10 protein-coding genes are annotated in these 13,942 nt (G+C 56.2%); 5 read left to right on the top strand and 5 right to left on the bottom strand.

Features of this window, described 5'->3' with window-relative positions:
• Nucleotides 1-137 precede the first annotated feature (137 nt).
• Nucleotides 138-761 (top strand): peptide-methionine (S)-S-oxide reductase MsrA, encoded by a 624-nt coding sequence (msrA, locus tag ACJJID_RS08305; RefSeq protein WP_152453744.1) that lies wholly within the window; start codon nucleotides 138-140, stop codon nucleotides 759-761.
• A gap of 72 nt (nucleotides 762-833) precedes the next feature.
• Here the strand turns inward: msrA and ACJJID_RS08300 are convergent, their stop codons facing one another.
• Genes ACJJID_RS08300 through ACJJID_RS08290 form a run of 3 tightly spaced genes read right to left on the bottom strand, consistent with a single transcriptional unit; the run spans nucleotide 834 to nucleotide 4,018 of the window.
• Nucleotides 834-1,673 (bottom strand): sulfurtransferase, encoded by an 840-nt coding sequence (locus ACJJID_RS08300; protein WP_444922301.1) that lies wholly within the window; start codon nucleotides 1,671-1,673, stop codon nucleotides 834-836.
• Nucleotides 1,674-1,708: 35 nt separating this feature from the next.
• Complete coding sequence (locus tag ACJJID_RS08295) at nucleotides 1,709-3,349, bottom strand: alpha/beta fold hydrolase (protein WP_444922300.1); 1,641 nt, start codon at nucleotides 3,347-3,349, stop codon at nucleotides 1,709-1,711.
• A gap of 51 nt (nucleotides 3,350-3,400) precedes the next feature.
• Nucleotides 3,401-4,018, bottom strand: a complete 618-nt coding sequence (locus tag ACJJID_RS08290) for a trimeric intracellular cation channel family protein (RefSeq protein ID WP_152453742.1) — start codon at nucleotides 4,016-4,018, stop codon at nucleotides 3,401-3,403.
• Between the two features lie 395 nt (nucleotides 4,019-4,413).
• Here ACJJID_RS08290 and ACJJID_RS08285 point away from each other — a divergent pair, with 395 nt between their 5' ends.
• Complete coding sequence (locus tag ACJJID_RS08285) at nucleotides 4,414-5,295, top strand: DMT family transporter (RefSeq protein WP_444922299.1); 882 nt, start codon at nucleotides 4,414-4,416, stop codon at nucleotides 5,293-5,295.
• Between the two features lie 99 nt (nucleotides 5,296-5,394).
• On the opposite strand, the gene ACJJID_RS08280 is transcribed toward ACJJID_RS08285, so the two are convergent.
• Nucleotides 5,395-6,579, bottom strand: a complete 1,185-nt coding sequence (locus ACJJID_RS08280; RefSeq protein ID WP_444922298.1) for an acyl-CoA dehydrogenase — start codon at nucleotides 6,577-6,579, stop codon at nucleotides 5,395-5,397.
• 314 nt (nucleotides 6,580-6,893) lie between these two features.
• Between ACJJID_RS08280 and ACJJID_RS08275 the strand changes: the two genes are divergently transcribed.
• Genes ACJJID_RS08275 through ACJJID_RS08265 form a run of 3 tightly spaced genes read left to right on the top strand, consistent with a single transcriptional unit; the run spans nucleotide 6,894 to nucleotide 12,710 of the window.
• A complete protein-coding gene (locus ACJJID_RS08275; protein WP_444922297.1) occupies nucleotides 6,894-8,330 on the top strand; it encodes an efflux transporter outer membrane subunit in 1,437 nt (478 codons plus the stop codon).
• Nucleotides 8,330-9,568, top strand: a complete 1,239-nt coding sequence (locus ACJJID_RS08270) for an efflux RND transporter periplasmic adaptor subunit (protein WP_444922296.1) — start codon at nucleotides 8,330-8,332, stop codon at nucleotides 9,566-9,568. Before ACJJID_RS08275 ends, ACJJID_RS08270 begins: the two co-directional genes overlap by 1 nt.
• Complete coding sequence (locus tag ACJJID_RS08265; RefSeq protein WP_444922295.1) at nucleotides 9,561-12,710, top strand: efflux RND transporter permease subunit; 3,150 nt, start codon at nucleotides 9,561-9,563, stop codon at nucleotides 12,708-12,710. The genes ACJJID_RS08270 and ACJJID_RS08265 overlap by 8 nt, the downstream gene beginning before the upstream one ends.
• Here the strand turns inward: ACJJID_RS08265 and ACJJID_RS08260 are convergent.
• Nucleotides 12,707-13,876, bottom strand: coding sequence for a cation:proton antiporter (locus tag ACJJID_RS08260; RefSeq protein ID WP_444922294.1), 1,170 nt, complete (start codon nucleotides 13,874-13,876; stop codon nucleotides 12,707-12,709). The two genes, ACJJID_RS08265 and ACJJID_RS08260, sit on opposite strands and share 4 nt — an antisense overlap.
• Nucleotides 13,877-13,942: the final 66 nt, after the last annotated feature.

The raw sequence follows: 13,942 nt of genomic DNA, 5'->3' as shown, positions 1-13,942 counted from the left end.
TCCAGGGCTTAAATATCTTTCCGATCCCATGGATTGTCAGGTTACCATGGCTCGCCTCAAGCCCTTCCAAACTCTGGGCGGAATGATGGCTTGTAGCTATCCTGTTTGAAGAAAATTTCAGCACTTGAGATAACAGTATGCAATACGACAAATTCCAGATTCCGGATGCGGATCAGATTTTGCCCGGCCGACCACAGCCGATGGAAATCACTGGCGTCCATTATGTCAACGGCAATCCCATTCAGGAGCCATTCCCCGAGGGCATGGAGGTCGCATTATTTGGCATGGGTTGCTTCTGGGGTGCGGAGCGACTGTTCTGGGAAATTAATGGCGTCTATGCCACTGCAGTGGGCTATACGGATGGTGCCACCGAGAACCCAAATTACGATGAAGTGTGTAGTGGCCGCACGGGGCATGCCGAGGTGGTTAAGGTGGTGTTTGACCCGAAGAAGGTCAGCTATGCAGAGTTACTGAAAACTTTTTGGGACATGCATGATCCCACCCAAGGCATGCGCCAGGGCAATGATATCGGCTCCCAGTACCGCTCCTGTATTTTCTGTACCCACGAAGGGCAGAAGAAAGAAGCGGAAGCAAGCAGGGAAGCCATACAAGCGGCCCTTAATGAAAAGCAGCGCGGTGAGGTGACCACCGAAATTAGCATGGCCCAGCCATTTTATTACGCCGAGGAATACCACCAGCAGTATATGGCGAAAAACAAAGAAGCCGTTTGTCCGATACTGCGTAATCCCATGCACGATTAAGGCGCTCGGCTGATCTGTGGGGGCGGAAATCACTGCCCCCTTAATCCCCCTGACTAGATTCTTCCTAGCCTCTTATTTGCTTTGCCGCTGATGTGCGCACCAATCGCTCCAGCTCCCAGGGTAAAGCAGGGAGTCCCGGCGTCCGGCCAGCTGTTGAGCAAAGTAGTTTACACAGGCCGTCACCCCTGAACCGCAGTAATTCAGAATGGGCCGTCCATCTGAGTGGGAATCCCAAATAGCTTGGAGCGCCGCAGGCGACTTCACTTTGCCTTTCTCGTCGGTCATTTCTCGCCAGGGTTGGTTGATGGCGCTGGGGATATGGCCCGCGATGGGATCTATGGGTTCGTGTTTGCCGGCAAAGCGATCTTCATCTCGGGCGTCTACCAGCTGCCAAGGCGCATCGCCCAGAGAGGTTTTAAGGGTCTCGTAGTGCACCAGTAGATTGTCTTTTGGCTTTGCACTGAAATTACCTTTCGGTGCGGCTTCCGGTTCACCGCTCTCTAAAGTCAGACCGGCATCAAGCCATGCTCGCAGGCCTCCATTGAGAACTCGGATATCTGTGTGGCCGAAAAAGAAAAACAGGAACCAGGCACGCGCAGCAAAGCCCAGGCGGTTATCGTCGTAGACAACCACTGGCGTATCGGTGTTGATACCCAACTTGCGGGCGAATTGCTGGAACTGTGCGCTGTTGGGCATGGGATGACGCCCGCCAAACTGGTGTATGGGGGCGGACAGATCCCGGTGCAGGCTGGCGTAGTGGGCTCCGGGAATATGCCCCGCTGCATAGGCTTGGGCTCCGCTTTCCTTGTCGGCGAGATCATAGCGGCAGTCCAGGATGACCACTGTCTCGTCGGCAATCCGTTTTTGGAGATCCTCTACTTCAATGAGCGAAGCGCTGTGCATTCGGTCCATGTTGATTCCTGCTGTCGTCCAATGACGCCAATCGTTTAGGGTTCGCTTTCCGGGGCTGGCACGCCCGTGGAAGGGGCCTCTGTTTCACCGCCTTGGCTCTGTTCCTCTTGCTCCTCCTGGATCTGGTCTGCCAGTTCCTGCTTGCGGCAGTCTTTGGTGGGTTCTGTCTGGTCGTTTTCTGGGTTGTCGAGAAAGCGCGCCGCCGCTTTTTCTGCGCAGCTACTGGCAGAAATAATATCGTGAGCCAATTGAGGGAATAGCAGCCATTGGTGATTGGGCAGCGCTTTGCGCGCTATATCTACATCCTCCGCGGATAAAACCGGATCCAGTCCACCGTGTAACACCATCACTGGAGCGGGAGTGGCAATGGGTTGGGACTCCAGCAGTGGTGCAGCGGGGATCGCCCAGATACGGCATTGCAGTTGCAGCAACTTCAGGTCTGAGCGCACAGCGCCGCCGAGTATGCCGGTGCCCTCGGCGCTCTCGCGGGCTTGGTCGAAATCGACAAAGGGGGCTTCCTCATAACAGAAATGGCTGACCCCGGCGGCGTCGCCAAAGTAGGGGTCCAGTACGATTTCCATAAAGTGTCCAATCGCTTTTTGCGCGGGCTTCAGGCCCTCGTCGCTACTGTTCTCCAGCCCCTCAATTAGCTTTGGCAGTTCACTGTAAAAATTCTCGTTGTACAAAGCCTGGAACAGCACCCTCAGCAGGCGTTGCCCCGTGAGCACAAACGGGTAGGGCTGATTCGAATAGCGGTGCTTGATAGAAACCGTGCGCGGTTTCTCATCGAGGGTTTGCACCAGGTTCTCCAGGCGCCGGCGCAGATCCGGGTAGCGGCTGTTACATTTTTCATCCTCAATACAGTGCTTGAGGCCGCGCTCGTAAGCCGCCAGTGAATCCTGAGCAAGTTGTTGGGTATAGGCGATATTCGGGAAGACCGCGCTGTTGAGCACCAGGGCGCGAGTTGAATCGGGGAAATCCCGCGCATAAGTGAGGGCGTAGCGGGAAGAGTAGGAAACGCCATAGAGGTCGAGCTTGTCGATTTTCAACAGCTTGCGCAGCTCTTCCACATCCCGAGCAATCACAGAACTGTTGTACTGCGCCATATCCGCGCCCTTGCTCAGACGGCTGTAGCAGCGCTCCATACTGAAAGCGAAAACACGCGCTTCCTCTTCTGGGGAGAGGTTGCGCTGGAAAGCCGTCTGCGCGTCCTCGATAAACTCGCTGCAGGTGAGGCGCGGCCGCGCCATGCCGGTGCCGCGCGGATCGATCACGATTAAATCGCGACCGTCTTCAACAGTCATTGCGGCGTAGTTCAACCACAACCAGTCGCTGGCGTTTTCCGGCTCCAACCCCATGCTGGCGCCGGGGCCACCGGCCCCGAGATGTAGCAGCGGTGCCTTATTGGGGGCTGGATGATTGGCGCGAAAGCGAATCACCGGGAAGCGAATTTTTCGCCTGGTGGGGTGGGCGTAATCCTCCGGCACTTCCATCATGTAGCACTGGGTAGCGGGCCAACTGTCATCAGTTTTAAACCAGCAGGACCTGGGGTATAGGTGGGTATAGCTCCTGGGCTTTTTCACCGTGGGGGTTGCCCCCTGCTCAGACCGATCACAGGCGTTCACCAGTAAGCCGATGAATATGATGCAGGCGGTCAGTGGGCGGAGATTTCGCACTAAGTGTCTTCCTGTGGGCAGAAAAGTTCTAGGTTCTATGGGCTGTGCCGCTCAATGGTTACCGAATCGCGCAATGGGTGCGGAGAGGTTCCACTTCAGAGCTGCCAGGCGGATTGCCAAGGTAACCAGCACGGCTATAGCCACCACCAAGTCCCCCGGCAATTTGCCACTGGCATCGAGAGCAACCAGCACGGCGGCGCCGGTGAGAGCCGCAGTGGCATAGATCTCCCGGCGCAGAAGCAGTGGAATATCCCCGGAGAGTACATCGCGAATTACACCGCCGAAAGTACCGGTCATCATTCCCATTACGATGGCAATAGTGGCGGAGTAACCCAGCTCTAAACCCTTCTGTGTGCCGATCACGACAAATACTGCGAGGCCAATGGCGTCCGCTATCATCAGTAGGCGCATGGGCACTTGTAAATAGCGTATCAGGTAAAAACTGACTACACCGGTGGTGACAGCGATCCACAAATAGTAGGTGTCTTGCAGCCAAAACACGGGAATATTGAGGATGATGTCCCGAATGGTTCCCCCTCCCGTGGAGGTGACACAGGCGAGCACTACTGCGCCAAACAAATCCATTTGCTTGTGGCCTGCAGCGAGTACACCACTAAAGGCAAAGACTGCAATACCGATCAAGTCGAACCAATGCAGCAGCTCATCCATATCATTGTTACATCCAGAGATTGGCGGGCAGGGGAGAATAGCACTTCTATTTACGCAAAGGGAGTCGGCTACTTGGCCGCCAGTAAGAAGTGTGAGGCGGTGCAACCGGCAGCCTATTTATGGCTGCTGGCCATAGGAGAAAGTCCCTTTAGCACTCTGTGATTTTGGCAGAGCATGGGGCCAGCTTCTGTCTGATTAACCTTGGCAGGTTTGCCCAGCGAATCTTATACGCGCCGTAAAAAGTAAAAAAAGGATTTTAAGGGATTTGATGGAAAAATTGACCCTGCCGACAGGTGTTATTGAATGCTGCCACATCCAAGGGGTAAAACCCTGGAGGTTGATGGGGGTTGGGGTAGAAACAGTGAGTGATAAATATCTGAAGCCAAGTATCCACTATGCCAATTTATAGCATCCTAAAAGCGCTAGCTTGTGTATTTATCATTGGCATGGCTTACCCAATTGTTAAATTTGCGATCAATGATATCCCCCCATTGTTGCTGACCGCCCTGAGATTTTCGCTGGTGGGTGTGCCACTTATCATTTTTTTCCCGTTTCCGAAAACCTCTGTGATGAATGTATTTTTGACGGGCATTTTTCTTCAGTTCCTCAATACCGGTTTGGTTTATTTTGCTCTGCGTAGCGATGCACAATCTGGGGTTGCCAGTTTGTTGGCACAGTCACAGGTGCTTTTTACTCTACTTTTTAGCGTTTATTTTTTTGGGGATAAAATTAGCCGACAGCAGTTGTTAGGGTTGTTAGTTGCAGCTGTGGGTTTCACGATATTTTTTCTACACGCCGATGAGAATGGAGCGACAACCACAATGGGGCTCGTGCTTCTGATTGCTTCGGGAATGGCCTGGGCTATTGGAAATATGTTGCTGAAGAGCATGAAGGGGGTAAACCTGCTGCATCTGATGATTTGGGCATCACTGGTGCCGCCAATCCCGCTATTCGTATTATCTTATTTTATGGAAACGCAAAGACCACTCAAGGTTTTACTTGAAGCTTCGCCATTGGCATGGGGTGCGGTTCTCTATCAGTGTTTGTTTATCACTCTGCTTGGATTTATGTGGTGGGGGGAATTGATGCGGCGTTATTCAGCTGCTTTTGTTGCACCCTTTGGGCTATTGGTTCCGGTATTTGGCTTGATGGGCTCCTGGGTACTTTTAGGTGAGTCGATGGATACTATCGAGTGGTGGGCATCCCTGTTGGTTTTCGTAGGTATTGCCTTTTGCGTGATCAATGTGCAGGAGATAAAGGCGCAAGCCAAAGGGTAGTAATTTACAAAAAATTTAGGAGGCTCAGGGAAAGCCGCCGGTTTAATGGGGCAGGGCGCATACCCGAGGGTGTTGCCGCGAGTAGCGCCCAATGAGGCGTTAAACGAACGCCTGCAGGCCGGTCTGTGCGCGGCCCAAGATCAGGGCGTGTACGTCATGGGTGCCCTCGTAGGTATTTACCGCTTCCAGGTTCATCACGTGGCGAATCACGTGGAACTCGTCGGAGATGCCGTTGCCGCCGTGCATATCGCGGGAAACGCGGGCGATATCCAGGGCCTTGCCGCAGTTGTTGCGCTTCACCAGGGAGATCATGGTGGGGTCGAACTGCTTGTTCTCATCCATGATGCGGCCAACGCGCAGGGAGGCCTGCAGACCCAGGGTAATTTCGGTTTGCATATCGGCCAGCTTCTTCTGGAACAGCTGGGTTTGTGCCAGTGGGCGGTTGAACTGTTTGCGGTCCAGGCCGTACTGGCGGGCCGCGTGCCAGCAGAATTCACCGGCACCCATGGCGCCCCAGGAAATGCCGTAGCGGGCGCGGTTCAAGCAGCCGAATGGGCCGCGCAGTCCGCCGATTTCCGGGAACTTGTTCTCTTCGGGAACGAAGACATTGTCCATCACGATCTCACCGGTGATGGAGGCACGCAGGGAGAACTTGCCCTCGATCTTCGGTGCGGTCAGGCCTTCCATACCCTTCTCGAGTACGAAGCCGCGAATGATGTCGTCATCGTCTTTGGCCCAAACCACGAAGACATCGGCGATGGGGCTGTTGGTAATCCACATTTTGGCGCCGCTGATGCGGTAGCCGCCGTCCACTTTCTTGGCGCGGGTTTTCATACCGCCAGGATCAGAGCCTGCATCCGGCTCGGTCAGGCCGAAACAGCCAACCCACTCACCGCTGGCCAGCTTGGGAAGGTATTTCTGCTTCTGCTCTTCGCTGCCGTAGGCGTAGATGGGGTGCATCACCAGGCTGGATTGCACGCTCATGGCGGAGCGGTAGCCGGAGTCAACGCGCTCAACTTCACGCGCCACCAGACCGTAGGAAACGTAGTTGAGACCGGCACAGCCATAGCCTTCGATGGTGGAACCCAGCAGGCCCAGCTCACCCATTTCGCTCATGATTTCACGGTCGAAGACCTCGTGGCGGTTGGCCTCCAAGACCCTTGGCATCAGCTTGTTCTGGCAGTATTCGCGCGCGGCATCGCGCACCATGCGCTCTTCGTCTGTCAACTGCTGGTCCAGCAGCAGGATATCGTCCCAGTGGGCGAGTGGCTGATGTTTACTCATGGCTAGTCTCTTCTACTTCTTCCGTTATTAATCGGCACCAAAGTTTGTCGCCAGTCCGGCAAAAAGCTGACGGATTCTGACTGGAGCATTGGCAATTGCCCCGCGGCAAATCCCGGTGACCATTCAGTTTATTGTGGCGCATCATACCTAAGTAGCCGCGCCGGGGCACTCCTATCGACAGCAAAATTTAGGCTATTTGGAGTGTGTCTGTGTAAACAAGGGTAAAACGCCTTGCGAGCTATTTTTGTCGGAAGATAATGGGCGCAATAATTCTCTGTTTTTCCTGTTTTTAAATACTTTTCCGGTGATTTTCCTTGGGCTTTTACCGTGTTTTGGCAATTTGTGTTCCACTGCTGGCCAGCTGTTCCTCTCAGCCGATCGAGACTGCCGAGCCGCAGGATATTTTGTCCCTGCCGCAGGCATTTAGTGACTCGGGCGCAGTGGCAGCCGATATCCGCTGGTGGCGTGGGTTTGAAGACCCCCAGCTCGACCAGCTGGTTGAGCTGGCCCTGCAGGACAATCCGGATCTACAGGCCAGTTACTGGCGTTTGCGCCAGGCCTCAGCAGTAGCCCGCGGGGCGCGCTCGGGTCTGTGGCCTAGATTGACGGCCCAGATTGAAAATACCGAGCAGCGTTACTCCTCCGGGGAATTTACCGACCCTTCCAACGAGGGCAATAGCTGGAGCACTCGGATTGCCGCCAGTTATGAACTGGATCTCTGGGGGCGCGTGCGTGCCGGAGCCAGTGCGGCCGAGGCGGGACTTCAGGCCCAACAACAGAATCTGCAAACTGCCTCCCTGAGTCTCGCCGCGGAGGTATCCTCAACCTGGTTGCAGTTGCGTGAACAGTGGGGCCAGCGCGACTTGCTGCAGGAGCAGCTGGAAACCAACCGCAAATCTCTGCAGGTACTGGAGTCGCGCTTTGCTCGCGGTGTCAGCGTTGCTGCCGATGTGCTGCAGCAACGCCAGCTGGTACAGCGCTCTGAACAGGAGTTGGAGCAAGCCGGTGCAGACATTGAGATTCTCGAGGTGCAACTGGCGACTTTGCTGGGCATCAACCCAGGCCAGCTGGATGGATACATTCACAAAGTTGCGAGTCTACCCATTCTGCCAGCCCTGCCTGATACCGGCATTCCCTCACAACTGTTGCTGCGGCGCCCAGATGTGCGGGAAGTCCAGCGCAAGCTGGTGCAGGACTACCACTTGGCCGATCAAGCTTGGGCGGATCGCTTGCCGGTACTGAGTCTCTCTGCAGTGGCGAGTAACGGTACCAGTTTGATCAGCGATATTACCGAGAATTGGCTGCTCGCTATCGCCACTTCCCTGGAAGGGGTGATCTTCGATGGCGGTGCGCTCAGTTCGGCACGGCAACAGCAGGATGCGGCCCTGCAGGAGCGCTGGGCGCTGTATCGCGAAACGGTGAATCAGGCGCTGTCAGAAGTTGAGCAGGCCCTGATCCGTGAGCGCGCTTTAAGCCTGGAGCTTCAACACCTGCGTGAGCGGGAGCGTTTGTCCGACTTGATCGTCCAGCGGCGCAACCGGGCCTATACCCGCGGTGCCGTCGATTTTCTCAATCTGCTGACGGCCACCACCGAACAGCAGAGCTTGGCTCGTGAGGTGTTGTCCGCCGAGCGTCAGTTGCTGCAGAACCGAGTCACTTTATATCGTGCACTTTCCGGGGGGCTGCCCCTGGAAGATCTGCCTGCACCTGAGCCCGCAGACCTGGAGCTGTACCTGGAGGGAAATAGTTGATGTTGAAGAAGTTCAATCCGCGCTTGCTCATACCAGTAGCCCTGTTGGCTTTGGCCGTTGTGATTGCCGCCTGGATGCTGCGGGAAAAACCCACAGTCTCCCGTGGAGAGCGCAAGGTGCCCCCGCCGGCCGTGGATGTGGCCGTGGCGGAACAGGGAAATTTCCCCATTACCCTGAGTGCCCTGGGGAAAGTGACTGCGCGTGAATTAGCGGAGGTAGAGCCCCTGGTCGATGGGCAGGTGGAGTGGCTCGACTACGACCTGGGGCCCGGTGCAGTTTTGCCCAAGGGCAAGGTGTTGTTACGCATTGATGCCGAACCCTACCAATTGGCTCTGAAGTCTGCCCAGAGCACCCTGGCTGGGCGCCGTGCGGAATTGCAGCAGGAGTTGGGCCAACAGCAGGTGGCCCGGGAAGAATATGAACTGCTCGGTACTGCCCTGGGCGATGCCGATCGTGCACTGGTGTTGCGTGAACCCCAGAAAGCAGCGGCCGAGGCCGCGGTGCAGTCGGCAGAAGCTGAGGTGGCTTTGGCACAGCGCAATCTGCGCCTTACAGAAGTGCGAGCCCCCTTTGATGCTCTCGTAGTGGCGCGCAATGTGGATGTGGGGGATCGCGTCTCCCCCGGCGTCAATCTCTACAGTTTGGCCAGCGCCAGCCGCTTCCAGATAGCCGTAGAGGTTCCCGCTAGCCAGTTACATCGGTTAAACAGCGCTGACGTGGAAGTGCGCATATACGGCAGCCAGTGGCCCGCCGGTAGTTACCGCCAGGGTGAGTTTGTGCGGGTGATACCGGTATTGGAGGAGCAGGGGCGCCTGGCACGGGTGCTGGTCGAGCTGGATGACCCTCTCTCCGTGATGGACCCTTCCCAACCACAGCTTTTGCTCAACGACTTGGCGCGGGTGGAAATCATCTCCCAGGGTAAAGAGGCGCTGGTGCGGATTCCGCTCACCGCCTTACAAGATGACAACCAAGTCTGGGTAGTACGTGACAACCGCACCAGTATCCAGCCTGTTGAAGTCGCTTATACCAGCGGCGACTTCGCCGTGCTCGACAGGGGCCTTAGCGGTGGGGAAACCTTGGTAACGACCCGCCTGATCACCGTCACCGAAGGCATGCCGGTAAGGATTGCCGGAGGGCCCCGCCCGGGTAAAAGCTTGCCCGCCGATGCAGCCGCCTCAGCAAATGAGGGTGCAATGCCTGGACTCCGGCCCCAGGACGCTGGGGGTGCCAATGACTGAACGCAAAAGAGCTGATGCGGACATAGATACCCGCAGAGGTGCCATCGCCTGGATGGCGCGCAACCATGTAACCGCCAACCTGTTGATGCTGGTCCTGATTGTGGGCGGACTCATTTTTTCCCTGGTGGTGAAGAAAGAGGTCTTTCCGGAATTCAGCTTGGATATGGTGACCGTTTCCATCTCTTACCCCGGCGCCAGTCCGGAAGAGGTGGAGCGCGGCGTGCTGGTGGCTGCCGAGCAGGCGGTTCAGGGCATTGTGGGAATCAAGGAAATGCGTGGTGCGGCCAATGAGGGCAGCGCTTCCCTGATTCTGGAGTTGGAGGGCGATGCGGATGCCAATCTGGTCTTTCAAAACATTCAGCAAGCCATCGATTCGGTGACCACCTTCCCCGGTGATATCGAACGTCCGCAGGTAAGTCTGGCCGAGCGCAAGCGCGATGTACTGGATCTTGTTCTGCACGGTAATCTGGACGATCGCAGTTTGCGCGCCCTGGCCATGCAGGTTTACGACAAGCTGGAGGCGCACAGCGGTATCACCCAGCTGGAGGCCCAGGGGGTTCGCGATCTGGAGGTGGCCGTTGAGATACGCCGCGATGATTTGCGGCGTTATGGTCTTACCCTGTCGGAAGTGGCCCAGGTGGTAAAAAATGCGGCGGTGGATATTCCCTCCGGCAGTGTTAAATCCAATGCTGGTGAAATCCTGGTGCGGGTTACCGAGCGGCGTGATTGGGCGCGCGAGTTTGGCAGTGTGGTGGTAACCCGCGGCAGTGGCGGTGGCCCGGTCTATCTGCGTGATATCGCCAATATCAGCGATGCCCTCGAAGACGAGGCGCGCAATATGGTGTTTAACGGGGAGCCCGCCGTCAGCATTAAAATTTATCGCGTGGGCGAGCAGACGCCCATGAGTGTCAGTGAGGCGGCGCGGGAAGTAATCGATGAAGTTAGAACCAGCCTGCCACCGGGGGTGACCCTCACAATTCGAGATGACGACTCGGAAATATTTAAAGAGCGTCTCTCTCTGTTGTTGAAAAACGGATTTATCGGCCTGCTGCTGGTGTTTGTGGTGCTTGGCGCCTTCCTGGAATTGCGCCTGGCATTTTGGGTGACTCTGGGAATTCCCACCAGTTTTCTGGGTTCGCTGCTGTTCCTGCCCGGGTTGGATATCTCTATCAGCATGGTGAGCATGTTCGCCTTTATCATCGCCCTGGGCATAGTGGTGGATGATGCGATTATCGCCGGGGAAAATATTCATGAGTGGCGCCAGAAGGGTTATAGCAATTTAGAGGCCGCTATTGCCGGTGCGCGCCAAGTGGCGGTGCCGCTCACCTTTGCCATCCTCACCAATATCGTCGCCTTTATTCCCCTGATGGAATTGCCCGGCTTTATGGGTAAGATCTTCGGTGTTATTCCTTTTGTAGTGGGTTCGGTATTTATTATTTCCTGGGTCGAGGCGCTGTTTATTTTACCGGCGCACCTGGCTCATTCCCGCCGGGGTTACAAGAGCCGACGGGCCCGCCAATTTGCCGCCCGGCAAAAATTGTTGGCACGTGGCCTGGACCGCTTCGTACAACGACGCTTCCGGCCCTTTTTGGATTTCTGTGTGGCGCACCGCTACAGCACGATTGCCGTCGCCATTGCTGTTTTGCTGGTGATGGGGGGCTATGCGGCCAGTGGGCGCATGGGCTTTACCCTGATGCCGCGAGTGGAGCGGGATTCAGGCCGTTTTGCGGTGACTTTCCCCACCGGTACTCCTCAACAACAGTTGGAGAAAGCCAGGGCGCAGATTATTGATGCGGCCGATAGAGTGCTCGAACAATACGACCGCGATCGGGTTTTCCTCGGCAGTCGAGGGATGATTGGGGACGATGCAATTCAGGTGGATGCCTATTTTGTTGCGGCGGATCAGCGCAGCTTTTCCACCGGAGAGTTTGTGCGTGAGTGGCGAAAAGAGGTTGGGCCTATAGCCGGTTCTCTCAGTGCTATTACGGCGTCTGATCGCGGCGGGCCCGGCGCCGGTTCCTCCTTGACGGTGGAGCTGCGTCATACCGATACGGACACACTGGAGCAGGCCGCGTTGCGCCTGGCCAGTGAGTTGGAGAAATTCCCCAATGTGAGCGATATCGACGCGGGTATTTCGCTCGGCAAAACCCAGCTCGATTTAACCCTCACAGAAACCGCCAAAAGCCTGGGCGTTTCCGCCGAGGACATCGGTCGTCAACTGCGGGCTTCTCTCTACGGTGCCGAAGCGCTGCGCCAACAGCGCGGGCGTGACCAGGTGAAGGTGATGGTGCGCCTGCCGGAGGGTGAGCGAGTGACGATGGACGATGTACACAATATGATGATTCGCGCCGGCAACGGCCAGTGGCTGCCGCTCCTCGACCTTGTTGAGATCGACCAGGGGCGCGCCTATGCCAAGATCAATCGCCGCGAGGGACGCCGAGTGACCACGGTTACCGCAAATGTGGAACCCAGCGATCAGGCCGCCCTGGTGATCAACGAGCTCAATCTCAGTGTGATGCCGCAATTAAAAGCCGAGTTCCCCGGTCTCGGGGTTTCCTATGAAGGGCGTCAGGCGGATGAAAGGGAGGGGCTCGCCTCACTGGGTATGACTTTTATGCTGGCTATGGCGGTGCTCTATCTGCTGCTGGCGATTCCGCTGAAGAGTTATATACAGCCGCTGATCGTGATGATTGCCATTCCCTTCGGCGTGATCGGTGCATTGCTCGGCCACCTGGGTATGGGTTACGGCCTCAGCATGGTCAGCCTGCTGGGCATGGTGGCCCTCGCGGGGGTGGTTATTAACGATACTCTGGTGATGATCGAATACAGTAACCGCTTGCGTAACGAGGGTGTCGACCTGGAGGCTGCGATCAAGCGCGCGGCGGCGCGCCGCTTCCGCCCGATTGTGCTGACCACGGTCACCACTTTCTGTGGCCTGATGCCGATGATTTTTGAAACCTCGGTACAGGCGCGCTTTATGATCCCGATGGCGATTTCCCTCGGCTACGGCATCCTCGCGGCCACGGCTATCTCGCTGTTGTTGGTGCCTTGCCTGTACCTGATGCTTGGCAAAGATATTCCCGATTTGCTGGAGCGGGCGAAAGCTGCGGTGAAATCTCTTCTCAGGCCTGCGCAGGTTTAATCCCTGCGCAGTTCGTCCTTGGTGGCGATGGGGTTGGGGAAATTCATCACCACGATATACGAGGACACCAGGAAGGTCAGAATGGCTGTGGCCTGTATCAGGTGTGAGGCTTCGCTGCCGATGAGATTCTGGCTAAAGGCGAGTAGGGCGATCAGCAGGGAGAATTCACTAATTTGCCCCAGGCGAAAGCCGATATCCCAGGCCAATATCTTGAGTTCGCTGTGGCTACCGAGCAGGTAGCGAAATACCACCGGCTTAGCCAGCAATACTACGGCAGCGGTTACCAGTGCCGGGACCAGGATTTCCGGCAGCATCGATAGTTTGAACTGGGCGCCCAGGCTGAAGAAAAACAAAATCAAAAAGAAATCCCGCAGGGGTTTCAGATTAAGGGCTATGTATTGGGAAATTCGGCTGGCGGCGAGGGTGATACCGGCGATAAAGGCGCCGATCTCCCGCGACAGTCCCAGCGTCTCAGCCAATTCCGCCATACCCATACACCAGCCCAGCGCCATCAAAAACACATATTCGTGGAAGCGATCGAAGCGGCTGAACAACGGCAGCAGCAGGTATTTCACTACTACCCAGGCAAACGCCACTAATAAGGGCAGGGCTCCGAAAGACAGAGCCACTTGCCCCAGGTGCATATCCCCACTGCTGTCACTGAGCAAAATCATCAGGCACACGATGGCGACAAAATCCTGAAACAGCAACAGCCCCACCATCAACTCCCCCAGCTTTTTGTGGTGTAGCACCGTGGTGGGTAACAGCTTGATGCCGATAATGGTACTGGAGAACATCAGGGCCATGCCGATCACCCAGCTTTCCATGGTGGTAAAGCCAAACAGCTGGCCAATGGAAAATCCGATGCCCAGGAATATGGCGCAACTGATAATGCCGACAAAAGTGGCCTTGCGCAGAACCGAGACCAGAGCCTGGGGCTGCATATCGAGCCCTAACAGGAACAGCAGGAAGATGATACCCACGTTGGACATATCGGAGAGCAGGCGCAGGTTGTCGATGACCGCAAACCCGGATGGCCCCAGCAGCACGCCTAGAGCGATATAGGCAACCAATAAGGGTTGGCGGCCGAAGAGCGCCAGAGTGGCGACTATCGCGGCGCCACTAAAAATAAGAAAGAAAGATTGGAAGAGAGAGCTGTCCGCCACAGGTCATCCTTGAAAGTGAGCGAGATCTCATCATTATCCACAGATGGACGGACAGCTAAACCTTTA

This window comes from Microbulbifer sp. CnH-101-G (genome assembly GCF_052466775.1).
This window is presented reverse-complemented; position numbering and strand designations above follow the sequence as displayed.

Excerpts from the sequence above, each read along its gene's own strand:
- msrA (WP_152453744.1), top strand. The coding sequence starts at position 138 with ATGCAATACGACAAATTCCAGATTCCGGATGCGGATCAGATTTTGCCC.
- ACJJID_RS08300 (WP_444922301.1), bottom strand. The coding sequence starts at position 1,673 with ATGGACCGAATGCACAGCGCTTCGCTCATTGAAGTAGAGGATCTCCAA.
- ACJJID_RS08290 (WP_152453742.1), bottom strand. The coding sequence starts at position 4,018 with ATGGATGAGCTGCTGCATTGGTTCGACTTGATCGGTATTGCAGTCTTT.
- ACJJID_RS08285 (WP_444922299.1), top strand. The coding sequence starts at position 4,414 with ATGCCAATTTATAGCATCCTAAAAGCGCTAGCTTGTGTATTTATCATT.
- ACJJID_RS08280 (WP_444922298.1), bottom strand. The coding sequence starts at position 6,579 with ATGAGTAAACATCAGCCACTCGCCCACTGGGACGATATCCTGCTGCTG.
- ACJJID_RS08270 (WP_444922296.1), top strand. The coding sequence starts at position 8,330 with ATGTTGAAGAAGTTCAATCCGCGCTTGCTCATACCAGTAGCCCTGTTG.
- ACJJID_RS08265 (WP_444922295.1), top strand. The coding sequence starts at position 9,561 with ATGACTGAACGCAAAAGAGCTGATGCGGACATAGATACCCGCAGAGGT.